We start from the raw sequence: 25673 nt of genomic DNA on the forward strand, positions 1-25673 counted from the left end.
CAGGGTGAGGTCAGGTCAGGGTGAGGTTCCAGAAATCTGCGTAGCGGCCGCCACGGCGTAGCAGGTCGTCGTGGCTGCCCTCCTCGGCGATGCGGCCGTCGTCGAGGAAGACGATCCGGTCGGCGTGGCGCACGGTGCGGAGGCGGTGAGCCACCATCACCACGGTCCGCCCCGCCGTCAGGCGCTCGATGCCGGCGTGGACGGCGGCCTCGTTGGCGGGGTCCAGTGCGGAGGTGATCTCGTCAAGCAGCACGATCGGCGCGTCCTTCAGCAGAGCCCGCGCGATCGAGACGCGCTGTCGTTCACCGCCCGACAAGCGGGCTCCGCCCTCGCCCACCGGGGTCGCCCATCCCTCGGGCAGGCGCTGGATCACCTCGTCCAGTCGCGCCGCGGCAGCGGCTGCCCGCACCTCCGCGCCGGTGGCGTCGGGGCGGCCGAGGCGCACGTTGTCCTCGATCGTGCCGTCGAAGAGATGGACGTCCTGGAAGACGACGGCGACCTGCGCCATCAGCATCTCGGTGCGGACCGCGCGCACGTCCGCGCCGCCGACACGCACCGCGCCCGCGTCCACGTCGTAGAACCGCGCGAGCAACTGCAGCAGCGTGCTCTTGCCCGCGCCCGACGGCCCCACCACGGCAAGCCGCTGCCCCTCGGGGACGGACAGCGACAGGTCGTCGAGCACCGTGCGCCCACCGTGCCGGAAGGTGACCGCCTCGAACTCCAGGCCGTGGCCGACGGGTTCGACCGGGTCGGTGGCCTGCGGCAGTGGTTGCGTACGCAGAACCGCGTCGATCCTGGCCAGTTCGCCGCGCGCGCCGCGCAGCTTGCCACCGAGGTCGGCCAGCGACAGCAGCGGATCCGCGCAGCGGGCGGCCAGCACCAGGACCGCGAGCGTCTCCGGGGCTCCGACGCCCCCGCCGAGAGCGAGGTACGCGCCCAGGACCAGCACCGCCGTGAACGCCGCCTGCACCGTCAGCGTCAGGCCCAGTGCGCCGGGCAGCGCGGACAGCACGGAGCGACGGGAGGCGCGCTGCACCTGTGACAGGGCTTCGTCCAGCAGCCGGAAGCGTTCGGCGGTCCGGCCGCCTGCGCGCAGCACCGGCTGCGCGTGGAGGTATTCGATGACCCTCGCGGTGGCCTCGCGGTCGCGTGCGGCCCGGTCCTCGTCCTCCGCCGCCGTCGTGCGCCCGGTCAGGACCTGGATGGCCGCCACGACGGGGACGGCGGACAGCGCCGCCAGGCCCAACTGCCAGTCGAGGCAGAGCATCACGGCGACGATCGTCAGGGGCGTCACGGCGGCGGAGACGAACGGAGCCAGCAGGTGCGCGATCACGCTCATCGCCTGCAGCACGCCCTGGCCCGCCAGGACGGACACCTCTCCCACCCTGGCCGCGCCGTACCAGCCGAGCGGCAGACGGGCCAGGTGGTCACCGAGGCGGTGGTACACACCGCGCAGCAACGCGGTGCCGACGCGGAACCCCGACAGGTCACCGACGTAGCGCAGCACCGCGTAGGCAGCCACCGTGGCCCCGAACGCCCACAGCCAGGGCCAGGCACGATCCGGCTCGCCGCCGAGCAGTGCCCGCAGCACGGGCGCCAGCAGGGCGTAGGACAGACCCTCGACGACCGCGGTCGTCGTCATCAGGGCGAGGGTACGGAGGATCGGGCGGGAGTGCTGTTCGCCCAGCACGCGCAGCAGCATGCGGATCATCGAAGGTCATCTCCTTGCCGGTCGAAGAAGCTCCTGTGCCCGGAGGCCCATAGGGCGGCGAACTTCCCGTCGGCGGCGAGCAGTTCGCCGGGCGCGCCCCGCTCGACGATCACCCCGTCGTCCAGGACCGCGACGGCATCGGCTCCGATGACCGTCTCCAGGCGGTGCGCGATGATCAGGATCGTCCGATCGCCCCGCAGCGTGTCCAGGGCTCGGCGTACCGCCTGTTCGGTGTGCGGGTCGGCGAAGGAGGTCGCCTCGTCGAGCACGAGGACGGCGGTGTCGGCCAACAACGCGCGGGCGAGCACGATCCGTTGAGCCTCGCCGCCCGACAGTCGGGCATCCTCGCCGATCACCGTCTCGTACCCTCGCGGCAGTTCGCGTATACGGTCGTGGATGTTGGCTCTACGGGCGGCGTCCACCACCTCGTCCGGCCGGGCGTCCGGCACCGCCAGGGCGATGTTGTCCGCGACCGAGGCGCGCAGCAGGTGGACCTCCTGGAAGACGAAGGAGACCTGCCGGTACAGCTCCCGGCTGCCCAGCTCGCGCAGGTCGACGCCGCCCAGTCGTACCGAGCCGCTCGTGGGGTCGGCGAACCGCGGCAGCAGCTGTACCAGCGTGGACTTGCCGCTTCCCGACGGGCCGACGAGTGCGGTGACCGTCCCCGGCTCCAGTACGAGGTCGATCCCGCGCAGGACCTCGCGGCCCGGTTCGTAGGCGAAGCGGACGTCGCGCAGCTCCACACGGTGGCCGTGCGGTGCGATCGGGTTCTCCGGCTCCGGCAGAGGCGGCACCGCGAGCACGTCGCGGATCCGGCCGACCGCTCGCCGGGCGGCCTGCAGCTCGTCGAAGCCGTGCCCGAGCGCCGCCACCGGTGCGGTCAGTCCGAGTCCCAGCAGCAGGAAGGGCAGCAGATCGGCCGGGGCCATCCCGCCGCCGCTGATCATCGCCGCGCCGCCGATCAGGACGGTCATCAGCACGAAGGGGGGCGAGAGAACCAGCTGCATTCCCGCGGCGATCGGGGAGATTCCGTGCACCCAGCGGCGGAAGGTGGCGACGAAGTCGTCGGCGGCGGTACGGAACTCGCGATGCGCGCGCTCGCCCCCGCCGAACACCTTGACCACCGCGATGCCCCGGACGAACTCCACGACGGAGCTCGCGATCCGCCCCGTCGCCGCGTCGAAGTCGGACTGTTCGCGCAGCCGGACCGGGGTCATCATCAGCGGCACCATCGCCACCGCCATGACCACCGGAATCAGCGTGATCAGTGTCAGCCGCCAGTCGACGGTGAAGAGGTAGACGAGTGACACCGCCGGGACGACGAAGGCGGAGGCCAGCTCGCCGGGGGTATGGGCGATGAACGGGTGCACGGCGCCGACGTCCTCGCCCACCAGCTTGGCCAGCTCACCGCTGCGACGGCGGGAGAGCCAGCCGATCGGCACCCGCCCCAGCCGCGCGGCGAGCCGGCGGCGTAACGCCAACTGAACGCGCCCGTCGAGCAGATGCCCGACACCTGCCGCGGCGGCCGTGAACAGCAGCTTGACGAACAGGCCGACCGCGCCCACGACCACGACGAACCGTACCTGGCCGTGGTCGACCGGACCGGGCGCGAGCAGCAGACGGCCCAACTCGACGACCGCGAGCAGGGGCGCCAGGCCCGCCACCGCGCCGACGACCTGAAGGACGATCACGGTGGCGAAGCCCCCCGCGTACGGCCGCAACAGCCCTGCCGCACTCCGCTCCTGCTCCATGACTCTTCCGTCCCCTCGCCCGCGCCGGCCGTGAAGGCCCCGCATTCTTACAACGTAAATTTCCTTCGAGAGGCTATACTTACATCGTAAGAATCGTCAACGGAGGGAGGGGCGGCATGGCAGCCCACAGGGCACGCGGGCAACGTGCGGGGCTCACTCGGCAGGCGGTCCTGGAGGCGGCCCTGCGGCTCGTCGACCAGGAAGGGCTCAAGGCCCTGTCGATGCGGCGGCTCGGCGCCGAACTGGGCGTGGAGGCGATGACCCTCTACCACCACGTGCCGAACAAGGCCGCTCTGCTGGACGGCGTGATCGAGCAGGTCGTCGCCGAGGCCGTACCCCCGGAGTTCGGCGCCGCCACCTGGCGGGCGGACCTGAGCGCCTACGCCCACGCGCTGGTCTCCGCGCTCGACGCACATCCGCACGCCGCGCCCTTGCTGCTGTCCCGGCCTGCCCTGACGCCCCGCCTTCTGGGCACGCTGGAGGCCGTCGTCGCCATGCTGCACGGCGCGGGCTTCTCCCTGGCCAGAGCCCTGGACGTGCTCTACTCGCTGACCAGCTTCGTCGTCGGGCACGCCGCGGCCCAGGCGGGACACATCGACGGGGCCGGCGCCCTGACCTCGCTGGACCCGGCGGCGTACCCGCTCCTGGTCGCCGCCGCCAAGGAGGCGGGCGAGCACACGGGCGAAGCCCGCTTCGACTTCGCCCTCGACGCCCTGCTGACCGGCTTCGAAGGAGAACTCACGGGCCCGTCACCCACGGCGTGAGCGCACCGCCCGTGTCAGGATCCGGCGCGGGGTGGGCTCACGATTCGTCGGCCGCGTCCTCACGGGGGGACGCGGCGGCCCTTCTTCTGCGGTACACCACCACACCGCACACGGCGAGAAGGAGAGCGGCGACCGCGGCCACACCCAGTGCCGTCCGCTCGGCGAACAGTCGCGCCAGCATGTCGAGCGCCCCGAGCCCGGCGGTCGCGTAGACCAGCGCCCAGGCCGCTCCCCCGACGAACAGTGCGGGAAGGTAGCGGGTCAGAGGCATACGCATGCTGCCCGCGAGAAAGTTGGCGGCGGTCTGGAAACCGACGGTCAGGAAGGAGACGGCCACCACCGGCGCGCCCCACCGCTGGATGGCCCGTTCGGCGCGCTGGAACTTCGCCGAGGAGATCCGCCCGGCGAGCCGGCTGCGCCTGGCACCGGCACCGGCGAGCCACCCGACAGCGAACGTCCCTCCGGCTCGGAGGAGAACGATGACGTACAGAGCGGCGGCCGTGAGCGCGATCCTATCCACGACGCCTCACCCGTTCCGTCCCTTGCGTTTCCACCGTGGCGGCACGGAAACCCGAGCCTGATCCAAGCCAGGCTCACCCCAGCACAGCCAGGTTAACCGAACGCTCGTACGCCGGATGCACGGCATCGGGCACCGGCGCTCAGCGGTGTACGTCCGCAGAGTGCTCCGTCCCGGCGGTGCCCGCCGCCGCCCTCACTTGCGGCCGACGCCCGCGTACATCGCGACGTCGGCGGCAGGCGTCTCGGGTCGCCACGCGGAGCACGGGACGACGCCGGGCTCGAGCAGCTCCAGGCCGTCGAAGTAGCGTGCGACGGCGGCGGGGGTGCGCTGGGTGAGTTTCGGGGTGCCGTGCTCGTTCCAGAACGCCACGGCCGCGTCGACATCCGGCATGTCGGGGTGGGTCACGGTATGGGACAGGACGAGATGGCTGCCGGGTGCGAGCGCGTCCATGAGCCGACGCACGATCTCGTACGACTCCTCGTCGTTCTCGACGAAGATGACGACCCCGAGCAGCATGAGCGCGACCGGCTGCGAAAGGTCGAGCGTCTTCGCCGCGGCGGCGAGGATCGCGTCGACGTCCCGCAGATCGGCGTCCAGGTAGTCGGTGCGGCCCTCGGGCGTGCCGACCAGCAGCGCCCGGGCGTGTGCCAGGACGAGCGGGTCGTTGTCGACGTAGACGACACGCGCGTCGGGAGCGACGCGCTGGGCGACCTCGTGGGTGTTGTCCGCGCTCGGCAGCCCCGTCCCGATGTCCAGGAACTGCCGGATGCCCACCTCCTCGGCCAGGTACCGGACCGCCCGCCCCAGGAACAGCCGGTCCGCCTTCGCGTACTCCCCGATCCCGGGATGCAGCTCCCGGATCCGGTCGCCGGCCTCCCGGTCGACGGGGTAGTTGTCCTTCCCGCCGGTCCAGTAGTTCCATATCCGGGCGGTGTGGGGCCGGGACGTGTCGATGCGCGATTCGATGTCGGTCACTGCTTCAACGTAGCGCAGGGGCTGAGCAACTCCTTTACGCCCATGGCGTATTGCCACGTCACACCCGTACCCGCCGGCCAGGGCCTACGCGCGGTCCTGGGCGGCTGACGCGTCGCGCTCCTTCTCGGCGGCCGGTTCCTCCTCGGCGTCCGGCACTCCGGAGGAAGGGAGCAGCTGCGGAATGCCGTCGACGATCGGATAGCGGCGGCGCAGGCGCGGGTTGTAGAGAGCGCCCCCGATCTCGTCGAGGATCAGCGGCCCCTTGTCGAGCGGGCAGGCGAGGATCTTCAGCAGCGGGTTGTCAGGCTTCATGGCCGGTTTCCTTCGGAAGTGGGGGTGTCCGCGTCGTGGCGCGGCAGGGTGAGCAGGACCGTCAGGGCGAGCACGGTTCCACCGAGCCGCAGTAACAGCCGCGACACGTCGTCTGGCAGCGGCTCGTCGAACGCGATCGTGCCGCTCACGATGGTGAACACGCAGGTCACCGTCGAGCAGACCGGGACGATCAGGGAGGCCCTGCAACGCTGGAGCGCGGTCTGCGACAGCACCAGTCCGCTGACCCCTGTCAGCAGGAGGAGGTACGGGTACGGGGAGGTCAGCAAGGCGGGCACGGAGCCCACGAGATCCGCGGTGTCCAGATGGCCGGAGACGCCCTTGATGGCGAGCGAGCTGACGCCGTAGATCAGACCGACCGCGACCGCGTAGGCCACGCCTGTGGTCGGCTGCCGATGGCGTCGGCGGGCGCGCCGCTCCGCCGCCGAGTAGAGCAGCAGCCCGGCCGCGAGGGTCGGCACGCACAGAGCCAGCAGGATGCCGGTGGGCGCGCTGCGGCTGATCTCCTCGCTGGTCCCGTACAGGGAGGCCACCACCATCACCAGCGCCAGGCCGATGACCGCCACCGCGCGTCGCTCACGGCCGGAGGGTCGCTCGCCGAGCACCACCGACGAGAGCACCAGCAGGAGGACGAGGCCGGACAGGAACAGGCCTTGGGCGGCCGCGATCGGCAGTGTGCGGTAGACGGCCAGCTGCGCGGCGAACCCCAGGGCCAGCGCCAGAGCCCCGCAGATCCACAGGGGCCTGCTGGCCAGCAGGATCAGGGCCCGGCCCGGCCGGGCGGCACTGAGCGGCGGCATGCCGGCCAGCGCACGCTTCTCCAGGACGAAGCCGGTGCTGTACAGGACGTTCGCCACCAGCGCGGCGGCCACACCCCACACCACGGCCTACACCTTTCGCGCGTGCACGAGGAGGATGGAGGCGAGGGGAGGCGCCGCGCAGGCCAGGCGGTCCAGCGGGCGTAGCGGGCGCGGCACTCCATGGAACGGCGCGCCGGCGACCGCCACCACCTCGAATCCGGACGCGGTCACGAACTCGCGCAGCGCGCGTGCCGTGTACAGCCTCAGATGACCCACCACCTCCCGGCCCGGGCGGCCGTGGATGCGGCGCAGACTCACCTCGGAGAACACCGGCTGGACTCCGGCGAGCAGCAGGGCGCGGTTGTACCAGGCGGCGAGGTTCGGCGTCGAGAGCATCAGATGCCCACCGGGTCGCAGCACCCTGCGCAGTTCGTCGAGGGCGCTGTCGGGGTCGACGAGGTGCTCGACGACCTCGCTGAACAGCACGGCGTCGGCGCTGCCGGAGGCGAACGGCAGCCCACTGCCGGTCAGTTCGCCGCGGACGACCTGACTCAGGCGCGGCGCCGCCCTGCGCAGCGCGTCCTGCGACCAGTCGATCCCCACGATGTGGTGCCCGTCCAGGACGCGGGCGGCGGTCGCGCCCGCCGAGCCGTCCCCGCAGCCGACGTCGAGCACGGTCGCGGCCGGACGACCGGGCCCGACGGGGCCGAGCGCGTCGGCCAGCATCCGTGCCTGGCGGAGTGTGCGGGCCTCGCCGGAGGCGACGGGAACGGTGGGGTTCTCGTAGAAGTCCCGCAGCCCGGGGACCGGCCGGCTCGGCGCCAGGTCGGGAGAAGTCACCGCCGCCTCGGGTGACTTCTCGGTCTCTGTGGAGCCGCTGGCGCGTAGGGTCATGACGGCCTCGTGGGGTTGTCCTGGGTGGAAGGGACAGGCGCTCCGGCCGGGGTGAGAGACGTCGTCGAGAGCGACTCCTCGAACAGGCCCACCAGGTCCGCGCCGGCCGCGTCGCCGAGCAGCGCCCGCGACCAGCGCAGCGTCACATGCAGCCGCCCGCCGGTGGAAGCCGCCGCCAGGCTCAGCCCGCGCGGCATCCGGGCCGGTGCGGAGAACCACACGGCCGTCGCACGGCCGGCGTCGCCGAAGTCCAGCGCGTACGGCACGCGTCCGATGTTGGTGACGAGTGTCGTCGACGTCCAGGGCGCCGCCGCCCGCCGTGCGCCACGGGTGAGCACGCCCCGGAGGCCGACGGGGAGCAGCGGAGCGGTCAGCAGACTCGCCCCGGCGCCCATGGGGGTGCCCTGGGCCGACTTCAGCGCGCGCGTGCGGCGAGCAGTGGTGCGCAGCAACCGCGCCACGGCTGCCGGGTCCGGCCGCTCGCCGCGCAGCAGGTCCGTGTCGCGCGGGTCCTCGGAGGTCATGGCCACCTCGACGAGCCTGGTCCCGTTGCCCATCGGCATGTCCGTGCCGCGCGGACGGTCGTCGACCGGCATGGTGATCCGTACCGGACCGGCCGGGCGCCCTTGCGAAACGTTCCAGCGGCCCACCATCAGTGCCGCGGCGACCAGGAGTTGGTCGTTGACGGTCCAGGGCGGGAGCTCTCCGGCCCGCGCCGCACGCCGCGGAACGGACAGCTCCGCCTGCAGCATGCCGTTGCCCACGGCGCGGGCACGTACCGGCTCCGGGCGGGAGTCCGGCGCGACGCGTACGGGGCGCTCCCGTACGGCGCGACCGGCCCCTCCCCGGGCCGGACCCGAGCGCGCCGGCCGGGCCCGGCCGGTGACCGGGAGCGCGTCCGCGCCGGCGTACTGTTCCGCGGTCGTGGCGAGCACCCGCAGCCCGGACGGTGCGTCGAGGGCCGTGTGATGCGTCGTCAGCAGGAGTACGGTCCGCGTCTCGGAAGACACGCTCGACGCCTCCGGAGCGACCGCTCCCCCGTCCACCTCGACGACTTCCAGGCGCATCGGCGGCGACAGGGTGAGCGGCGGGCAGGCACTCAGCGCGCGGGCCCGGGCCCTGGCCAACGCGTCGGGGCCCTGCCCGGCGAAGCTCACCGGGTCGCCGTCCGGTTCGACGGTCAGCTCCCACGCGAAGGACCGCCGGAGCCGCCGGCCGGGCACTTCCCGCATCAGCACCCTGGGGTGCGTCAGCAGCGCCCGCCGGAACGCGGCCCGCAGCCGTGCCGGGTCCACCCGTCCGGGCAGATGGACCTCGATGTGTACGCTCTCCGGCTCGTCGTCACTGAGGCAGTGCCGCGACACCTCGTCGACGGTCGGAAAGGGAATCCGGACCCTCCCGACGGCATCCCCCGGCGCGGTCATGAGGGGCCACCGCCTTCCGGCCGAAGGGGCGGCACGGGCCGGTGCCCGTCGCCGGTGCCACTCGGCCTGGCCGTGACCACCGGTCCGGCTTCCGGCGCGTCGGCATCGTCGTCCTCGTAGGGGTCGTCATCCTCACGCCCGGCGCCCACGGATCCCGGCCTGACCGCCGTGACCAGCGCGGCGGACAGGGCGACCAACGCGAGCACCTGCGCCAAGCCGCTGAACGAGCCCGCCCCCGTGGCGACCGGCTCCCCGGCGCCGAAGGCCGCGACGAGGCCCGCTCCGGCCATCGCCGCCGCCGCGATCGGCACCAGCACGGCCGGCCGGAACCGTGCCGCCACGGCGAGTACGGGTACGACCAGGGCCAGTGGCCCCGCCGCCACCGCGACGACCGCGGTCAGCGCCAACACGCCGAGCAGCATCCCCGGGGGCGACGGTTCGGACAGCTCCTCGTCGGTCCCACCGTCGTGACGTCGGCGGCCCACGAAGGCCAGGGCGAGCAGGGCGACGAGCGCGACCGCGCCGCCGACTAGGGCTGTCCGGTACGGCCCGGAGGGCTCGAACTCCATGGTCACCGTGCCGGACGCCCCGGCCGGGATCACCCACGCCTGCTGCCAGCCGTCGAGCCGTACCGGCTTCAGCTCCTTGCCGTCCAGGGTGGCCTTCCAGCCGTCGTTGGCGTTCTCGTAGGTCCGCAGGTACGTGGCCTCGCCGGCGCCGGCCGACACCGTGACGGTCCGGCTGTCGTCGGTCCACCGGGTGACGGTGGCCTCGCGACCCGCCGCTCCGGCCAGTTCCCGCGGAGTGCCCCGGCTCAGCGTGACGTCGGTGACCGCCAGCGGGCCCGCGTCACCCGCCTCCACCTCGTGGTCGCCGGAGGGGAGTTCCAGCGTGCCGTCCTTCTCCTCCCCCGCGCAGAGGGCGACGGTGACGGGGCGCCGCTCGGTGAGGTCCCGGACGAGTCCGGAGGCCTTCGTCTTGTGCAGGACACCGCCCACGGCGAGGTCCGGGCCCTGACCGCACGGCAGCGAGAAGCGCTCGGACGGCTTCGGGCGCGGCACCCGCAGGTCGGCGAGTGCGGGAACGTGCACCTCGCTCAGCCCGACCGGCAGCTGCAACTGCGCGTTCGCCACCGGGTTGTGGACGGTGAGCGGGGCGACCCTGCTGATGGTGATGTCCAGCCGGTTCGTCTCGATCGCCGGGAAGCGGACCCGTCCGTTCTCGTCGACGTCGGCCACCGCGGCGCCGTGCGGCGAGCTGATCATCACCTGCTCGGGCCGGGTGGACACCCCGCCGGCCGACGCGAGGATGATCTCGTCGACCTTCCTCTTCTTGGGCCAGCTCAGGTGGACCACGGGCCGGTCGCCCGCGATCCACGCGGTCGTCAGATCACCGTCGACCAGGTTGCGGGCGCTGAGCTGGGTGCCGTTGGGGCTGATGGAGTCGACCGTGGCCGTCACCCGGTTCTTCGATCCGGGGGCGGAGCGGTCGAGTAGTCCGTCCAGCGCCGCTCCGGGCACGGCGACGGCTCGCGCCGACACCTTGTACTCGCCCGGTTCCCCGGTGCTGAACCGCCGGTGCAGCCCCACTTCGGCCGACACGGGCGACAGGCCGCCGGCGTCGGTGCCGCGGTGCAGGGAGTACACGCTCGCCGCCGCGTCGGTGCGCTCCGCGTCGGCCGGCAGCGCCAGCATGCGCGTCACCTGCACGTCCGGGATCGACACCTCGGAGAACCCGGCCCCGGAGAGGCCCGGGCGCGCCTGCTGCGCGCCGACAATGGTGATCTTCATCCAGGAGGCCTCGCCGGCAGGAGCCTTGACGGTCTGCGGCAGGCCGTTCGTCCGGAGGGGGCTGTCGGCCGAGCCACGGTCGGTCTCGATCCGCACCCGGGTGGGCGCCGCACGCATCGAGTCGCCCGGCAGCGGGGTGAGTTGGAGGGAGTCCGGGACGGTGGTCGGCCGGGAGAACTCCACCTTGAGCCACTGTCCGGCCGGCTCGCCCGGGCTGCCCTCGGCCCACGCGGTGTCCGGGTTGCCGTCGAAGGCGTTCACCGGGTCGTACTGCGGCAGGTGGAACAGCCAGTTGCCGCTGCTGGAGGCCGTCACGGCCTCGGCGCCGCGCAGCACCGCCGTCGTCTGGTGATCGGTGCCCTGCGACGGCAGGATCTGCTTGGGCTTCTCGCCCGGGTTCTGCAGGCTGCCGGAGTGATTGCGCTCGTTCGCGGTGTACGTGTACGAGGTGTTGTTGTTGACCAGGCCGAACCGGGTGTCGGCTCGACGCAGCCCGTCCGCGACCGCCTTCACCGGCGCGACGAGGCCCTCGGGAAGCCTGTCCCCGGCCAGTACGGCCGGACGCTCGGTCATCGAGGGATCGGCGGACAGCTGGAGCAGCGCCTCGGGTCCGCCACTGACCACGGCCGTGTCGGCCACGGCCGAGAGACCGACCCTGTCGGGCCGCGCGTCGCGGTCCCGCGGCTCGTAGATCTCCACGGCCTGGAGCCGCGGGTAGAGCCCCTGCACCTGGAGCGGGGTGTCGGCGGCGATGCGTCCACCGGTCACCAGCGGACCGAACCCGGTGACCTTGCGGTAGCCGGACGACTCCAGGGTCCGCTTCACCGTCTGCGGCGGGACGTAGCCGATCTGGTCGGGGTCGAGGTCGTTGCGTACGACCACCTCGTGCATGCCGGCCCGTGCCAGGTACGCCTGGAGGCCCGGAACCTCGGAGCCCGAGAGCAGCGCCTGCTCGACGGCGTCCGTCATACGGCGTGCGCCGGGAGTACCGAAGGGGACGAAGTCACGCTGCGCCCAAGGCGTGTCGGCCAGCACGTCGAAGGGCTGGTCGATGGGGGACCCCCAGGTGTAGATGCCGTGCGCCGTCGCCGGTACGACCAGTGCCCGGCTGTTCGGGGCGTTGTCCTTGAGCCAGTCGGCCGCCTTGTCCCAGTGGGTGGGCAGCTTGGTGAAAGCCCCGGGCTGCAGGATCGAGCCGTTGACGTACGGCAGCGCCAGACCCGGCAGGACCAGCACGGCCGCGGTCGCGGGGACCCAGCGGCGACCACGCAGTGCGCGGGACCCCCGGCTCTCGGAGAGCACGGCTGTCAGATGGGTCAGTCCGAGGGCGAGCGCGAGGGCGAGGCCCGGCTGGAACTTGTAGATGTTGCGGAACGGCTTCAGCGGCCCGTCCAGCCAGTCCTGGACGACTCCGTGAACCGGGCCGCCGAAGGCTCCGCCGTACCCGGCGAGCGCCACCAGGACGACGGCCAGGACGGTCAGCATCAGCCAGCGGCGCTCCGGCAGGTCCCGCCGGGCCAGGCCCGCGAGGCCCAGGGCCGCGGCGAACGCCGTGCCGAGAACGGTGACGACGGAGGTCGCGACGGTCCAGCCGGCCGGCAGCCATGCCTCACCGAAGTTCAGGTACGCCACCCAGTTGCCGGCGCCGCGCAGCAGCTCGGTCGCGGACATGGTGGCGGTGGTGGTGTCGGCCTGCTCCACGTACGGCATGAAGTTCTCGCCGTACACGCCAAGCAGGAGCAGCGGCACCACCCACCACACGGTGGCCAGGACGACGCCCGGTATCCACCAGCCGAGCAGCGCCCACCGGCGCCGGCCGGGCGGGCGGCTGAGCAGGTACAGACCCACCGGCAGCAGCGCCGCCAGTGTCGACGCGGCGTTCACGCCGCCCATGAAGGGGATCAGCAGGGCCGAGCGTGCGGCGGCCGTCCGGGGGCTCGCCTTCGCGGACGTCAGCGGCAGCAGCACCCAGGGCAGCAGGGCGCCGGGCAGGGCTGCGGCGGAGGTCGATCCGATGACGATCGTGAAGGTGGGCCACAGCGCGTAGACGACCGCGCCGAGGACACGGGACGCGGGCGTCCCCACGCCCAGCCGTTCGGCGAGCCTGAGCGCGCCCCAGAAGGCGGCGGTCACGATGAACGACAGCCAGAGCCGTTCGGCCAGCCACACCGGCACCTGGAGCAGGTCCATGAGCGCGTAGTAGGGCAGTGCCGGGAAGGCGTAGCCGACGTACTGGTTGGCGATGCCGCCGAGGCCCACGTTGCCGTTCCACAGCGAGCCGAGGTCGCCGATGAAACGCCAGGGGTCGAGGGCGACGCCGAGCTTGGTCTCGAACGTCATCCTTCCCGGTGACACCGCGAGGAACGACACGAGCACGACGGCCCAGAAGCCGAACAGCAGGCGTCGTCCGCGCGGTTCGCCGGACGCCTGCGACGGCGTCGGGCCGGGCTGCGGCACCCAGGTGGGCGCCTGGACCGTGGTGGTCATGACCGTTCCTCGCTTCGCATGCGCATGGGCGTCGCCCTCATGGGGTTCGCCTGAGAATCAGCAGCAGATTCCAGGTGGCGATCTCGCGGAGTCCCGGCACCCGGGTGATCGTGCTCGCGAGGAACGGCCAGTAACGGGAGCGCGCCGTGACGACCTGCACGTCGTCGCGGGCACGGACGTGCCGAAGGGTGGGGCCGATGTGGACGGGGAAGAGGTTCTCGCCGAGCGTGTGCTTGGCCGGGCGGCCGGTGCGCCGTTCGTAGCGTTCGCGGGCCCGGTCGGCCCCGAGGTAGTGCCACGGCGCGGTCTCGTGACCTCCCCAGGGGGAGAGCCAGTTGGTGAACGACAGGTAGATCAGTCCGCCGGGGCGGGTGACCCGTGCCATCTCGCTGATGAAGGTCTGCGGGTCCGACACGTGCTCAAGCACGTTGGACGAGAAACAGACGTCCGCCGCCCCGTCGGCGAGCGGCAGCAGATAGCCGTCGGCCAGCACCGCGTCCTCGGTGACCGGGCCGCGGGCGCTCAGCTCCCGCAGGTCGGGCTCGAAGAGGTAGCTCTGCGCGCCACGGCGGCGGAACTCCTCGGTGAAGTGGCCGCTGCCGCCGCCGACGTCCACGACGATCTTGCCGGCCAGGTCGACATGGCGTGCCACCTGGGCGACCGAGTCGCGGGCCAGCAGGGTGTAGCACCGCTCGGGGTCGCTGGGCTCGCGCATGAACGCCCGGAAGAGGGCCGCCGACCGTCTCAACGACGGATCCTTGAAGCCACGTTCGCCGATCTCAGCCATGGCCGCTCCCGCCGCGTCCCTGGAGGGCGGCGCGGGCCACGGCCTCGGCGGCGACCTCCTGGAACTGACGGACCGTCGCGCTCCAGCGGAAGCGTTTGGCGCGCTGCGCGGCGGCGCGTCCCATGGCCGCGCGCCGTTCGCTACTGAGGGACAGGGCGCACCACGCGGCGGCGAACGAACTCTCGCCCCGGGCGAGCACCCCGGTCTCCCCGTCCTCGACGGAGTCGCACAGGCCGGGTATGTCGAAACCGATGGCGGGGGTGCCACGGGCGGCCGCCTCGGTGACGACCAGACCCCAGCCCTCGACGAGGGAGGGGTGCAGCAGGAGCCACGCCTCGCACATCAGCCGGTGCTTCTCGGCCTCCGACACCCGTCCGGCGAACGTCACGGCGGGGCCGGCCATGGCTTCGAGCCGCTCCCGTTCGGGACCGTCGCCCACGATGACGAGCCGGCCGCCGGTGACGGGGCGGACCCGCTCCCACAGCCTGAGGAGCAGGTCGATGCGCTTGTACTCGACCAGTCGGCCGACTGCCAGGAACAGCGGTTCCTTCGCCTCGGGGAGCGGCGGGCCGGGGTCCTCGACACCGTTGTGGACGATCCGGATGCGGTCCGCGGCCACGCCGATGCCGCGCAGCTCCGAGGCGGTGGACTCGGAGACGGCCACCATCAGGTTGTCGCGGTGCGTGCCTGCCAGCGCCCAGTGCTCCAGCCTGCGTCCGAGCCGTGCCGCCGGACCCGGGAAGCGCATCTGCCAGAGATCCGTGTGCACGTGGTTGACCAGGCACAACGTCGGTCCGCGGTGCCACAGCGGCGCCAGGTACGGCATGCCGTTGCACACCTCGACCAGCAGGTCGCAGTCGCCGACCTCGCGGGCGAAGGTCCCCCTGGCGCGCAGGAAGTGACCTGCGTCACCCCCCGCGGAGACCACCCGGTAGTCGCGCGCCGCGGCAGGGCCGCCGCAGACGAGCGTGACCTCGTGGCCGCCGGCGGTCAGACCGTCGGCGATCCGGTCGATGAGCAGTTCCGAGCCACCGGCGGCACGGTTGGCCACGTCGCGGCGGGCGAGGAAGGTGATCCTGCGCGGCAGAGGCGCCTGGGGGGAGGGGACGGAACCGGTGAGGGCTTGAGCGGGAAGGGAAAGAGGGTCCTTCTGGCCGGGGACCAGGGCGGACGCGCGCTGGGGCATAGAGGTGCTCCAACTCGGGGGCTGCGGGACGCAGGCGGGTGGGGGGACGGCCGGGCTTCCGGGATGAAGCGCTGGGCTGGCTCGGTGTGCGCGTACAGCGGGTGCGGGTACAGCGGAGTGCGGGTGCAGCGGGTGCGGGTACAGCGGGTGCTGCGATGCCGGACCAGGACGTGAGGGTGTCCTGTCCGACACCAGTACGGCGGGAGACCCTGAGGTGAGAGCCCCTTCCACCGGGAAACACTGGTCTTACCGAGGGGTAACGTCAGTGTTCGTTCAAGCGATTCGTCCGGCTACTCACGCCGGTGACAAGTTCGAGTCGATCGGCGGACCCTGTTTCATCACTCTTCTGAGTGTTGCGGCTCTCGGCGGCCCCGCGTCAGCAGCACCGCGCCCGCGGCGACCAGCAGACCGCCCGCGATCCCGCCCGCCAGGGGCGCGGTCTCGCCGAGCAGCTCCAGCCGGCCGCTGTCCTCGGAGGCCAGCTTCACCTGCTCACGCCGGGTCGCCTCGGTGAACTCCAGCCGCTCGCTGGAGAGCAGGGTGACCGCGTCCTTCTTCGAGCCCGGGGCCCGCAGCGTCTTGGTCGGCGCGATCATCGCGTTCATGATCCGCCCCGTGCGGGGGTCCACGGTCAGCTCGATCCTCGCGTTGGAGTACCACTCCTCGGCCAGCACCTGCCCCGGCTCCTTGCTGCCCACCAGCACGCCGGGCACCAGCCGGGTGCCCGTCGCGGTGGCCTCGACGGCGCCGACGAAGCGGTAGCCCTCGTGCCCGTCGATCCTGGTGGCCTTGTCGAACGCCAGCGGCACGGTGGCACCGAGACTGCTGTCCCACCAGGCGTACGTACGCTTCTCGACATCGAACGGGAACTTCAGGTACGCCTCACCCTCGAACCCGGGCTTCTCCTCGCAGCAGTGCACCGGGAGGTTCGTCCGGCGGTCGGTCACCCAGCGTTCGGTGGTCCACTGCAGGGATTTCCGCGGGTCGGCCAGCGGCAGCGTCTTCGGCGTGTCGATCTGGGTCGACACGTCCCAGATCGCGTTGCCGCTCCGCTCACCTGCGGCGACGTCCCCCAGCACCCGGCGGGTGATCGTGATCGTCTGGTCGTCCACCGTGGCGACGGACCCGGTGTCGAAGTAGCTGCCTCGCCCTTCGAAGACCGTCGTGGAGACCGTGTCGGTCGGCGTGCGTTTGGCGCGCGGCTCCACGTACCAGGCGAGCAGTTGGGTGAACACCAGCAGAAAGACACCGGCGCCCAGCAGAATCAGGGACAAAGGTGATGTTGAACGACGCATTCTGGTACTCCGATACGGACGCGAGATGCGGGAGTTCAGGGCGGTGCGGGACGGGCCGCGCGCACGAATCACAGCCTGTCCGGGGCGACGAGCGACTTACCCGGTAGTAACACTGCTGTGAACGGCGAAGCTAGGTGGAGCTTGACCACCTGTCAATGCGCCTCGCATACTGACCGCGCCGGACCGGGCCGGCGCGCTGGGTGACAGACCTCATCGACTGAGAGGCCGATCATCCTCATGTCCAGACTGCTCGCCGCCCTCCTGACCTGCGTCGCCGCCGCCGCTCTGGCCACAGGCGCCGCCTTCGGAATCGTCGCCGCTCTCGACGCCGCACCCGAGCAGCAGAATGTGCCGCTCGTCACATTCCCCGACCCGCCCATCCAAGGGCCCTCCGGCACACCTGGCCCCGGCGCGGGCTAGTTTGTGCCTGTGCAGGCCCGGCTGACCGAGCTCATGAAGACCGGACATCCAGGAGCGGTGGTTTGGAAGCCTCGTCAGCGTGGCGCGATGTGCCACAAGAACGGATTCAGCAGTTCGCGGACCGGGCCCTGGAGCAGGTCCCCGAGCTGGCACAGGACATCCTCGCCGCCATCCGGCGGGAGTACCCGGGCCTCGTGTTCACGGTCGACGAGTCCGGAGAGCCGAAGGCCCTGGTGGCGATCCGGCACGCGCTGGAGCTCTTCGTGGAGCAGATGACCACGGGCTCGGACCGGCCCAGTGAACTCCCGGAAATGTTCCGGGACTTCGGGCGTGGCGAGGTCGCTCAGGGGCGCAGCCTGGACTCCCTGCAGGGGATCTACCGGCTGGGCGTGCGCCTTTCCTGGCGGCGCATGGCGGAGATCGGCCAGCAGGCCGAGATCCCGTCCTCGGCCATGTACGAGCTCGCCGAGTCCGCCTTCGAGTACCTCGACGTGATGGTGGCCCAGTCGGTACGCGGCTACGCCGAAGCCATCGCCCGCCAGGCCGGGGAGCGGCTGCGTCTGCAACGTCTTCTCGTCGATCTCCTGCTCGCCGAGCACCGCTCGGATCCGTCGGCCTTCCTCGCCGACCGCGCGGCCGACGTGGGCTGGCAACTGCCCGAGAAGGTGGCGGTGGCCGTGCTGCTCCGCCCCGCCGCGGAGGCCGTCGCCCCTGCCGTGGGCGAGGAGGTGCTGGTCGACATGGAGGGCGAGCGGCCGCGCCTCGTCGTACCGGACCCGGACGCTCCCGGACGCGCGGAGTTGCTGGACCGGGCGGTCGCCGGCTGGTCGGGGGCGATCGGCCCGTCGGTCCCCGTGGCGGAGGCCGTCACGTCGCTGCGGTGGGCCGAGGCCGCCGTCGGGATGATCGAGCAGGGTCTGCTGCCGCGCGGGCGGCTGCTGCACTGCGGCGAGCACGTCGAAGCCCTGGTGCTGCTGCCCGCGAGTGAGTTGATCGACGATCTTGCCCGGCGGAGGCTGGCGCAGCTGGACGAGTCCGGCGGCCCGGCGCACGCACACCGGCTCGCGGAGACGCTGCTGGCTTGGCTGGAAACGCGCGGGGGTGCCCCGGAGGTGGCCGCCCGGCTGGGGGTCCACCCGCAGACCGTGCGCTACCGGCTGCGACAGCTCCGTGAGTTGTGGGGCGACGACCTGGACGACCCGGACCGCCGCTTCGAGCTGGAGCTGGTGCTCCGTACCCGGCGGATGCGCGGAGACCTCGTCCCGCCGCCTGACTGACGGCGGAGGCGAGGCCTCGTGTCCGACGCTTGGCTCATGCCGTGGTGCCCGGCTGCCTCACCCGGTCCTGCCACGCGATCCGAGCGGCAGGACCACAAGCGGATCAGGACAGCGGCGCCGGCTCCTCCGGTGCCAGCGAGTTGCCTGCGGGGATGCGTCCGCAGTCGGACGGAGCCGTCCGCCCCGCGAAGCGGTCGTCGAGCCAGTCCATCGCGAGCGGGGCCCAGACGACGGGCACGCCGACGTGGCTGAGCAGCTCGTACTGCCGGTAGGTGATGGCGGAGTTGCCCGTGGCGCAGTACTGCCGCGCGAGCGCGCGCACGTCCCCGGCGACCATGACTCCGTCGCCCGTGCCGATTCCCCGGTGGTTGCTGAAGGTGCCCTCCAGGACGCCCGCGTCGCCCTGGGCGATGAACCCCGGGACGGTCGGCGTGGCGGCGGAGCCGAGGTTGATCCGGTTCACCGCCGTGACGAGCTGGGGAACCGAGTTGATGTTCTCGTACTCGGGTTTCGCCATCTTCTTCCAGGTCAGACCCGGGTAGTGGCCGAGGGCGTCGATGATGGAGCCCTTCTCCAGCTCCGCGTACACCTTCAGGCCGTAGCTGTTCAGGTAGGGCTTGACGTCGATGTCGAAGGAGCGGGAGACGCCGATGATCGCCATCGGGATGACGCCCGACCAGGAGAGGGAGCCGTCCACGTACTTCAGGTTGTGCGCCGGGGTCACGAGCAGGCCGCCCTCGGCGAAGCCGACGAGCTTCCGGTTCACGTCGGGGGCGTACGACGGTGCCAGCGCGGCCGCCCAGTTCGTGGCGATGGCGCCGCCCGAGTAGCCCATGAGACCGAACCGGGTGTGGTCGCTCAGCCCCGTCTCCGGGGACCTGGTCGCGGCACGGATCGAGTCCAGGGTGTTGGTTCCGTACTCGGGTCCCGCGGCGAAGGCGGCGCGCTGTCCCTGGGTGTCCGGGATGACGAGGCTGTAGCCCTTCGCCAGCAGCGTCGCCATGAAGACGGCCTCGACGTTGGGGATCACGCCGCCGAGGGTGAGGTTACCGGCGATGGCTCGGGACGGCCCGTCCTCCGGGTTCAGCGAGTCGTAGAAGGACTGGTAGGACACGGCCTTGCTTCCGTCACCCGTGAGGCTGCGCACCACCGTGGTCACGTTGGCGGCCGGGCGTCCCTGGGCATCCGTGCTGCGGTGGAGCAGCTGGATCGCCTTCAGCGGCGTGGGAATCCCGACGAGGTGGTACGGGAGCGTCCGCGTCTTCAGCACGGTGCCCGGGGCGAACGACGACAGGGGCTCGCTGCCGTCGTAGGTGTAGAACGGGTCGCTCGCGGTGGATGCAGCCGTGGCCGTGGTCGCAGCCGGCGTGGAGACGGTGGCGGTGGCCGCCGGCGCGGCGGTCATGGCCGCCGCGGTGACGACAGCGATGGGGATCAGACGAACGGCGGTCCTGGGCAAGGCTTCCTCGATTCGTGAGTGGGGGGGGCGACGCGCCGGTGGGCGGGCACCTGGCAATTCACCGGCCTGACGTGTTACCAACCAGTAGGAGATGTCCCGGAAACATGATGACGGCGGTACGCCGCGGCGCGCCCAGGGCGGGCAACAGAGAATTGCGAGGTGGATTGTGACCGTGTCCAACGCCGCGGCTCGCAACTCGGCGCCACGCTTCGGCGGCGTTCCGGTATACGAGCGGCTCCAGGCCGCCGCCGGCGCACTGGAGCGCGCGGTCATGATCCGGCTCGTCGAACGGCTGCCCGTCTACGGAAGGCTGCCGCCGGAACAGCTCGGCAGCGACATCGCCAAGCAGGTGACCCGCGGCATCCGGTGCTTCGCCGAGATGGTGCGCACCGGGGAGTTGCCGGATCAGGCGGAGCAGACGGCGATACGCGAGTCGTCGGCCCGGCGCGCCGACGAGGGAGTGCCGCTGGAGGCCGTGGTGGGCGCCTATCACATCGGTGCGGAGGAGTGCGCCGCCCATGTCTTTCCGGCCGCCGAACCGGGCGACCTGAGCGACCTGTTGCTGGTCCAGCGTCACATGCTCACGTATCTCAGACTGGTGAGCTGCGAGGTCGCCGCCGGGTACGTACAGGAGCGGCAGACGGCCCTGAGCGACGAGCAGGTCGCCCTGCAGTCGCTGCTGTCCCGACTCCTGGAGGGCGGCAGCCCCCAGGCCGCGGCCGACCGCGCCGGTGTCCGACTGCCGCCCTGCTACCTGGTGTTGAGCATCTCCGTGGGACGGCATCCGGACGAGCTGGTGCCCGGCGTGGACCACGCGGTCGCCGCACGCCGCAAACTACGGCGGCTGCGCAACGAACTGCAGCGCCAGACGGTGGGCGTGCCGCTGTCCGTGCTGTCAGGTGGCGGCGGGCTGGTCCTCATCCCGCACAAGGCGCCGGCCGCCGACTTCGGCCCTGACGACCGGGACCGGCTGTCCCAACTGGTCGTGGAACTGGGCCGGATGTGCGGCGCCGAGGTGCTTGCCGCGGCGACCGCCGCGCCACCGGAGGGCGTCGCGGACGCCGCCCGGCTGGCGGGCGAGGTGCGTGAGGTGGCCGAGGCTTCCGGCCGTGGACCAGGGCTGTACCTGCTCGACGACGTGCTGCTCGAATACCAGCTGAGCCGTCCGAGCCCCGCCAGGGACGGGCTCGCCGCGCTGCTCGACCCGCTGGACACCCGCCCGGAGCTGCTCACCACCCTGCGCACCTTCCTCGCCTGCAGCCTCGACCGCCGCCGGGCCGCGGCGCGGCTCCAGGTCCACCCGAACACGGTGGACTACCGCCTGCGCAAGGCGACGGATCTCACCGGTCTTGACGCGTCCCGGGGCGCCGACCTGGTCACCCTGCACGCCGCACTCGCCGCCCACGACGCGGTACGGCGCGGCAACCCGGGCGTCGACGCCTCGCGCCAGGGCTGAACGGCCCTTGCCCGGGCCGGCTCACCGCTGTCCACGCGGGACTGCGAGGTCGGTCAGGAGCGCGGCGCCGGGCGCGAAGTCGGCCCATGCGCCGCGCCGTGCCAGCACGGCGATGGCCGAGGTGGGGAACTTGGTCTCCGCGCGCTGCAGGGTGTCGTCGAGCGCCTCTCCGGCCAGCAGCAGGACCAGCTCCTGCAGGCCCGGGTTGTGTCCGACCAGCAGCAACGTCCCCACCTCGTCCGGCACTTCGCGTACGACGTCGAGAAGGCTGTGGCTGTCCGCCGCGTAGACGCGCCGCTCGTGGCGGGTGGGCGGAGTCCCGGGCATCTCGGCGGCGGCCAGCTCCCAGGTCGAACGCGCTCTGCGGGCGGTGGAGCACAGGACGAGTTCGGGCAGGCAGTGGGCATCCCTCAGCCAACGGCCGGCCGCCGGGGCGTCGCGAAGACCTCGCGGGCCGAGGGGACGGTCATGGTCGGGCACACCCTCGGGCCACGCGCTCTTGGCGTGCCGCAGAACGACCAGCCGCCGCAGCGGGAGGGCGGTTTCACGGGCGGTTTCCACACCTCAAAGGTACGCGCCCCAGCCGAGCCGCGGCCCGCCCGAGGGCGGGTACGACGACGTACCGATTCACTTCGCGGCGGGGGACCTCGTGAGGGCGGCCGTGGCCGGCGAGTCCTGCTGGTAGAAGATGTCGATGTCCACCTCTTCGCCCCCGACGATCAGGGTGTCCCACGCCCCGCTCTCCCACAAGATGCGGAGGGTGTCGGAGTTGAGTGTTGCGAGATGCTTTCGGAGGGTCGAGTCGTCGGGCATGCCGGGGACGCGTGATGCCAGCCGGTCGCGGATTCCCCGCAGCCGTTCCATGAGCGCGTCGGTGTCCGCGTTCCTGTCCAGGTCCTTCCCTTCCGACTCCTCGATGCTCTGGGCGATCTTCTCCTTGATGGCACGGCTGACACCGTTCTCGTCGGTGGTGATCATCGTGTTCCACGCGCGGCTCTTGTGCCGGTACTGGAGCATGGACATGGCTGCTTCGTGGCGTGCGAAGTCGGCGTCCCGGAACGGCCGGCCGGTCCATGCGCCGTTGAGGGACCGGGCAAGCGAGATGGCGGAGCCCAGCCCGCTGTTGAGGCCGCGTCCCGGCCAGAAATGGATGGCGTTGGCCGCGTCGCCGAGCAGGAACCCGTACGTCCCCGGGGTGGTCGCCGTGGCCGACCGGAGCCGGGTGGTGAACCGGGGCCGCTGGACCATGTCGAGCCGGAAGGCCGTGACGGCGCTCAGGTCCTTCTCGGCGACACCGAAGAGCGCCAGCCCCTCCAGCACCCGCTTCCACAGGGCGGACCCTCTGACCATGGCGGGCAGGAAGAGCGTGCTGTGCGTCGAGCACTGGAAGTCGCCGTGACCGTCCCGCCCCATCACGCAGGGGCGTGAGGCGATGCAGTCCTCGAACACGTGCCGCACCGGATCGATACCGACCACTTCGGCGGCCTCGGCGTCGGTGAGCCGCATGTTCAAGAACCCCTCTCCGCGCAGGGAGTTGAGAAGGAAGCGGTTCTGCGCGACGGTCAGCAGGACCGTCATGGGGTCCGTCAGGGTCGACTTGACGCGCAGCCCCAGGACGACGTCCTGAACATGCTGACCGTGCAGCGAGTAGATGGACTTGTCGGCGTTGCCGAACTTGTCGGTGAAATACTCCCGTGTCCGGGAGCGGCCTCCCTCGCACACGGCGAGCACATGGTCCGTGGCCTCGGCCTTGTGGTACTCGGCCGGGTCGAACGCGTCAGGAACCAGCCGGATCCGGTCCGGCTTCTCGTTGGCGAGTTCGAGGAGGGTGTCCTCGATGTAGGCGATGCGGAGGTTCCTCGGGTTGTAGCCACGGAGCGAGTCGGGGCCGACCGGCCACATCTCGGTGTAGGCATCGCCTCTGAACAGCCGCCCCTGCACCTCGTCGGGGAGGTTCAGGTACTGGCGGCTCTGCACAGTGACGACCTGCTGCCGCCTGACGTTGCCCTGCCCGTCGCTCTTCCAGACGACCTTCGCCCCGTCCTGAACCCATCGGCCGTCGTAGACCGTGATGGCCACGCGTGGCCCCATGAGGTGTTCGAGGAGCAGGGCGAAACTCAGGCCGACGGGACCGCCGCCCGAGATCGTGACGTTCAGCACGGGCCCTGCCTCCAGGGTCGCCTTGGAGGGAGTGATCGGCCCCAGCACGGAGAGGTCGAGGATGGTCTCCATCGCGTCGGCCGCCTCGAAGCGGAACGTCTCGGTTCCTATCTCGATGAGATCGCCGGGCTGCAGTTCATGCGAGGTCACACGCGCCCCGTTGACACGCGTTCCATTGCTGCTGCCGCTGTCGTACAGGACGAACCCGTGGCGCTCGCGACGCACTTCGGCGTGGAAGCGTGAGACGTTCCCCACCGTGATCACTACGTTGTTGTCGCCGTTGCGGCCCAGGGTCAGTGGTGTGGCGCCGATCGGGAACTGCTGTCCCGCCAGAGATCCTTGATGGCCAACGAGCCGAGGAGGCATGGGTCACCCAATTCCATGAGTCACGGATCCGATGACGAAAGGCGAAACCGGTCACCCGACATCAGAAGCCCCCTCCGTCACACACCGCGAGGCGACCGGCACGCAGAGCAAGCCTATTCCGGCCGCGGGGCGGCTGAGAAGCCATGCGGACCGACCGATCCGGAGCAATGAGTAACGGCCACGTACGGGTTCGCACGCACGGTCGAGAAGGTCAGGCCCTTACCGTTCACCGCGACCCGCGTACCGTCGCTGGACTCCACACGGTCTCCGCCCAGGCCGATCACGCGCTGCGGGCGGGTGCGTCCCCGTAGCGGCCCGGCAACACTGACGAGGACGACGTCGACTCGACGTATTTCGCCTGCGTCGACCGGCCCCACGGCCGGCCGCCCACCCGGCCGATAGGTGGGCCGCATCGCGTCGCCTGCGACGGTGATCTGTTCCCGGCCCAGGTCACCGGTGGCCCCTACTCCCCATAACTCCCAGCAACAGCACCAACCCCACCGGGACCAGCGCCCAGGCGGCGACTCTGAAACCGCGGCCCGCACGTTGCGACTGCACCAGCACCCCTCCCTGCGTGTCTCTGCTCAACTGCCGCGACCGAGCGGCCCGGACGGAACGTCGGGTCAAGGCCGTACTCCGCGACACCGAAAGGCTTGAACTCCTTGTCCGCGAGAACGCGGTACAGGAATTCCGAGGGGGACATGTCGCCTTCCACCGCGTGACGAGATTGAACACGGGTCCTTCCATGTTCCCGAGAAAGGACACGGAATCACAGAACGTGCCTCCGCCAAAAGCTTCGCACAGCTCTTTGTAGTCGGCCGGCAGCGGAATCTGCAGCTCCCTCTCGACCTCATCCCGGTCGACAGAGTGCGCCGACGGCTCCCACCCGGTGAAACCGATGACACGCTGCACCCACATGGAGAATCCTTTTTCCGGAAGTCGTGCCGAAAACGTCGCCGCACCAGTCACAGCCGAAGAGGTGGCATCCGGGGTTGCAGTTCCGGAATCCCATGTCGCAGGTGCCGGAATTGTCGCCCCACCACCTCGCGTTGTAGCCCCGGCATTCACCCGGTGGACGATGTATCCCGTTTCGCCGGAGCGTAAGGAGAATCCGCGGCCACACCCAGGAAGATCTCGATCGGCTTGATCAGCCCAGGAAGCTCAGCCGCACCTGCCGCTCCGGGTTGTCCTTGTTCGTGTCGACGAGGCAGATCGACTGCCAGGTGCCCAGCTCCAGCCGGCCGTCCAGGACCGGCACCGTCGCGTGGGGCGGGACCATGGCCGGGAGGACGTGGTCACGGCCGTGGCCCGGGGAGCCGTGTCGGTGCTGCCAGCGGTCGTCGGCCGGGAGGAGGTGGTGCAGCGCCGCCAGGAGGTCGGTGTCGCTGCCCGCGCCGGTTTCGAGGATGGCCAGGCCCGCGGTGGCGTGCGGGACGAAGAGGTTGAGGAGGCCGTCGCGGCCCGGGGCGATCTCGGTGAGGAAGTCCGTGCAGGCACTGGTCAGGTCGGTGACCGTCTCCGAAGTGCCGGTGGTGAGCGTGAGGACGCGGGAGGAGAAGGTGGACATGAGGCCATCCTGCCCGCTCACGGCGCGGGACGGTTCGTCCACGCTCCGAGACACCGTTGACCGCCACCCGAACGAGTCGCTACGTTCGCGCCATGTTGCGTCAAGCCCTGCTCACCACGCGCGGTCACATCGACCTGCTGCGGGTGGCCTCCGCCGCCTGTCGTCGCGGCTGCTGACGCCCTCTCACACCTTCTGAGCTCTCCGCGCCGACACCCGTCGTCGCCGCGCCGTCCCGGCGCCGCCACGAACGGACG

22 protein-coding genes are annotated in these 25673 nt (G+C 71.4%); 5 read left to right on the forward strand and 17 right to left on the reverse strand.

The genetic code is table 11. The annotated features are described in order from the left end of the window. Window positions 1–10: 10 nt before the first annotated feature. Together ACWF79_RS19365 and ACWF79_RS19370 are read right to left on the reverse strand one after the other, a co-directional pair. Window positions 11–1711 carry an ABC transporter ATP-binding protein gene (locus ACWF79_RS19365; RefSeq protein WP_453729316.1) on the reverse strand — a complete coding sequence of 567 codons (1701 nt, stop codon included), beginning with the start codon at window positions 1709–1711 and terminating at the stop codon, window positions 11–13. Next, on the reverse strand, window positions 1708–3462 hold the full coding sequence (locus ACWF79_RS19370) for an ABC transporter ATP-binding protein (RefSeq protein ID WP_453729317.1): 1755 nt from the start codon (window positions 3460–3462) through the stop codon (window positions 1708–1710). The genes ACWF79_RS19365 and ACWF79_RS19370 overlap by 4 nt, the downstream gene beginning before the upstream one ends. 116 nt (window positions 3463–3578) lie before the next feature. Here ACWF79_RS19370 and ACWF79_RS19375 point away from each other — a divergent pair, with 116 nt between their 5' ends. Then, window positions 3579–4226, forward strand: coding sequence for a TetR/AcrR family transcriptional regulator C-terminal domain-containing protein (locus ACWF79_RS19375; RefSeq protein ID WP_453729318.1), 648 nt, complete (start codon window positions 3579–3581; stop codon window positions 4224–4226). A 37-nt stretch (window positions 4227–4263) separates the two neighbouring features. Here ACWF79_RS19375 and ACWF79_RS19380 read toward each other — a convergent pair whose 3' ends face one another. The 10 genes from ACWF79_RS19380 to ACWF79_RS19425 form a co-directional block, all read right to left on the reverse strand. Continuing rightward, window positions 4264–4746 (reverse strand): DedA family protein, encoded by a 483-nt coding sequence (locus tag ACWF79_RS19380; RefSeq protein WP_453729319.1) that lies wholly within the window; start codon window positions 4744–4746, stop codon window positions 4264–4266. A 192-nt stretch (window positions 4747–4938) separates the two neighbouring features. After that, complete coding sequence (locus tag ACWF79_RS19385; RefSeq protein WP_453729320.1) at window positions 4939–5721, reverse strand: SAM-dependent methyltransferase; 783 nt, start codon at window positions 5719–5721, stop codon at window positions 4939–4941. Window positions 5722–5805: 84 nt separating this feature from the next. Next, window positions 5806–6033, reverse strand: coding sequence for a Trm112 family protein (locus ACWF79_RS19390; RefSeq protein WP_453729321.1), 228 nt, complete (start codon window positions 6031–6033; stop codon window positions 5806–5808). Then, window positions 6030–6935, reverse strand: coding sequence for a DMT family transporter (locus ACWF79_RS19395; RefSeq protein ID WP_453729322.1), 906 nt, complete (start codon window positions 6933–6935; stop codon window positions 6030–6032). Before ACWF79_RS19395 ends, ACWF79_RS19390 begins: the two co-directional genes overlap by 4 nt. A gap of 3 nt (window positions 6936–6938) precedes the next feature. Further along, a complete protein-coding gene (locus ACWF79_RS19400) occupies window positions 6939–7745 on the reverse strand; it encodes a class I SAM-dependent methyltransferase (RefSeq protein WP_453729323.1) in 807 nt (268 codons plus the stop codon). Next, window positions 7742–9169 carry a condensation protein gene (locus ACWF79_RS19405; RefSeq protein ID WP_453729324.1) on the reverse strand — a complete coding sequence of 476 codons (1428 nt, stop codon included), beginning with the start codon at window positions 9167–9169 and terminating at the stop codon, window positions 7742–7744. Before ACWF79_RS19405 ends, ACWF79_RS19400 begins: the two co-directional genes overlap by 4 nt. Next, a complete protein-coding gene (locus ACWF79_RS19410) occupies window positions 9166–13446 on the reverse strand; it encodes an alpha-(1->3)-arabinofuranosyltransferase domain-containing protein (protein WP_453729325.1) in 4281 nt (1426 codons plus the stop codon). The genes ACWF79_RS19405 and ACWF79_RS19410 overlap by 4 nt, the downstream gene beginning before the upstream one ends. A 37-nt stretch (window positions 13447–13483) precedes the next feature. Then, window positions 13484–14233: a class I SAM-dependent methyltransferase gene (locus tag ACWF79_RS19415; protein ID WP_453729326.1), complete on the reverse strand. Its 750-nt coding sequence runs from the start codon at window positions 14231–14233 to the stop codon at window positions 13484–13486. Beyond that, window positions 14226–15419, reverse strand: coding sequence for a glycosyltransferase family 4 protein (locus ACWF79_RS19420; RefSeq protein ID WP_453729327.1), 1194 nt, complete (start codon window positions 15417–15419; stop codon window positions 14226–14228). Before ACWF79_RS19420 ends, ACWF79_RS19415 begins: the two co-directional genes overlap by 8 nt. 338 nt (window positions 15420–15757) lie before the next feature. Continuing rightward, window positions 15758–16714 carry a DUF3068 domain-containing protein gene (locus ACWF79_RS19425; protein ID WP_453729328.1) on the reverse strand — a complete coding sequence of 319 codons (957 nt, stop codon included), beginning with the start codon at window positions 16712–16714 and terminating at the stop codon, window positions 15758–15760. A 237-nt stretch (window positions 16715–16951) separates the two neighbouring features. Between ACWF79_RS19425 and ACWF79_RS19430 the strand changes: the two genes are divergently transcribed. Together ACWF79_RS19430 and ACWF79_RS19435 are read left to right on the forward strand one after the other, a co-directional pair. Then, window positions 16952–17134, forward strand: coding sequence for a hypothetical protein (locus ACWF79_RS19430; protein ID WP_453729329.1), 183 nt, complete (start codon window positions 16952–16954; stop codon window positions 17132–17134). Window positions 17135–17223: 89 nt separating this feature from the next. After that, complete coding sequence (locus ACWF79_RS19435) at window positions 17224–18411, forward strand: PucR family transcriptional regulator (protein WP_453729330.1); 1188 nt, start codon at window positions 17224–17226, stop codon at window positions 18409–18411. Between the two features lie 103 nt (window positions 18412–18514). On the opposite strand, the gene ACWF79_RS19440 is transcribed toward ACWF79_RS19435, so the two are convergent. Further along, entirely contained in the window at window positions 18515–19816 is a 1302-nt protein-coding gene (locus ACWF79_RS19440; protein ID WP_453729331.1) for a lipase family protein, read from the reverse strand. Between the two features lie 226 nt (window positions 19817–20042). Between ACWF79_RS19440 and ACWF79_RS19445 the strand changes: the two genes are divergently transcribed. Next, window positions 20043–21326, forward strand: a complete 1284-nt coding sequence (locus ACWF79_RS19445) for a PucR family transcriptional regulator (RefSeq protein WP_453729332.1) — start codon at window positions 20043–20045, stop codon at window positions 21324–21326. 21 nt (window positions 21327–21347) lie between these two features. Here the strand turns inward: ACWF79_RS19445 and ACWF79_RS19450 are convergent, their stop codons facing one another. The 4 genes from ACWF79_RS19450 to ACWF79_RS19465 all read right to left on the reverse strand — a co-directional run bounded on the left by ACWF79_RS19450 (window position 21348) and on the right by ACWF79_RS19465 (window position 25419). Then, window positions 21348–21887 (reverse strand): SixA phosphatase family protein, encoded by a 540-nt coding sequence (locus tag ACWF79_RS19450; protein WP_453729333.1) that lies wholly within the window; start codon window positions 21885–21887, stop codon window positions 21348–21350. A 66-nt stretch (window positions 21888–21953) separates the two neighbouring features. Further along, entirely contained in the window at window positions 21954–23852 is a 1899-nt protein-coding gene (locus ACWF79_RS19455; RefSeq protein ID WP_453729334.1) for an FHA domain-containing protein, read from the reverse strand. A 113-nt stretch (window positions 23853–23965) separates the two neighbouring features. Then, complete coding sequence (locus ACWF79_RS19460; RefSeq protein ID WP_453729335.1) at window positions 23966–24265, reverse strand: S26 family signal peptidase; 300 nt, start codon at window positions 24263–24265, stop codon at window positions 23966–23968. A gap of 734 nt (window positions 24266–24999) precedes the next feature. Then, a complete protein-coding gene (locus ACWF79_RS19465; RefSeq protein WP_453729336.1) occupies window positions 25000–25419 on the reverse strand; it encodes a secondary thiamine-phosphate synthase enzyme YjbQ in 420 nt (139 codons plus the stop codon). A 92-nt stretch (window positions 25420–25511) separates the two neighbouring features. On the opposite strand from ACWF79_RS19465, the gene ACWF79_RS19470 reads away from it, so the two are divergent. Beyond that, window positions 25512–25595 (forward strand): putative leader peptide, encoded by an 84-nt coding sequence (locus tag ACWF79_RS19470; protein WP_453729393.1) that lies wholly within the window; start codon window positions 25512–25514, stop codon window positions 25593–25595. Window positions 25596–25673 lie beyond the last annotated feature (78 nt).

The organism is Streptomyces sp. NPDC054975 (genome assembly GCF_053609105.1).

Coding starts and splice junctions, on each gene's coding strand:
- ACWF79_RS19430 (WP_453729329.1), top strand. CDS start 16,952: ATGTCCAGACTGCTCGCCGCCCTCCTGACCTGCGTCGCCGCCGCCGCT.
- ACWF79_RS19460 (WP_453729335.1), bottom strand. CDS start 24,265: ATGCGGCCCACCTATCGGCCGGGTGGGCGGCCGGCCGTGGGGCCGGTC.
- ACWF79_RS19415 (WP_453729326.1), bottom strand. CDS start 14,233: ATGGCTGAGATCGGCGAACGTGGCTTCAAGGATCCGTCGTTGAGACGG.
- ACWF79_RS19370 (WP_453729317.1), bottom strand. CDS start 3,462: ATGGAGCAGGAGCGGAGTGCGGCAGGGCTGTTGCGGCCGTACGCGGGG.
- ACWF79_RS19400 (WP_453729323.1), bottom strand. CDS start 7,745: ATGACCCTACGCGCCAGCGGCTCCACAGAGACCGAGAAGTCACCCGAG.
- ACWF79_RS19405 (WP_453729324.1), bottom strand. CDS start 9,169: ATGACCGCGCCGGGGGATGCCGTCGGGAGGGTCCGGATTCCCTTTCCG.
- ACWF79_RS19470 (WP_453729393.1), top strand. CDS start 25,512: ATGTTGCGTCAAGCCCTGCTCACCACGCGCGGTCACATCGACCTGCTG.
- ACWF79_RS19455 (WP_453729334.1), bottom strand. CDS start 23,852: ATGCCTCCTCGGCTCGTTGGCCATCAAGGATCTCTGGCGGGACAGCAG.
- ACWF79_RS19375 (WP_453729318.1), top strand. CDS start 3,579: ATGGCAGCCCACAGGGCACGCGGGCAACGTGCGGGGCTCACTCGGCAG.
- ACWF79_RS19425 (WP_453729328.1), bottom strand. CDS start 16,714: ATGCGTCGTTCAACATCACCTTTGTCCCTGATTCTGCTGGGCGCCGGT.
- ACWF79_RS19390 (WP_453729321.1), bottom strand. CDS start 6,033: ATGAAGCCTGACAACCCGCTGCTGAAGATCCTCGCCTGCCCGCTCGAC.
- ACWF79_RS19465 (WP_453729336.1), bottom strand. CDS start 25,419: ATGTCCACCTTCTCCTCCCGCGTCCTCACGCTCACCACCGGCACTTCG.
- ACWF79_RS19440 (WP_453729331.1), bottom strand. CDS start 19,816: ATGACCGCCGCGCCGGCGGCCACCGCCACCGTCTCCACGCCGGCTGCG.
- ACWF79_RS19420 (WP_453729327.1), bottom strand. CDS start 15,419: ATGCCCCAGCGCGCGTCCGCCCTGGTCCCCGGCCAGAAGGACCCTCTT.
- ACWF79_RS19365 (WP_453729316.1), bottom strand. CDS start 1,711: ATGATCCGCATGCTGCTGCGCGTGCTGGGCGAACAGCACTCCCGCCCG.
- ACWF79_RS19410 (WP_453729325.1), bottom strand. CDS start 13,446: ATGACCACCACGGTCCAGGCGCCCACCTGGGTGCCGCAGCCCGGCCCG.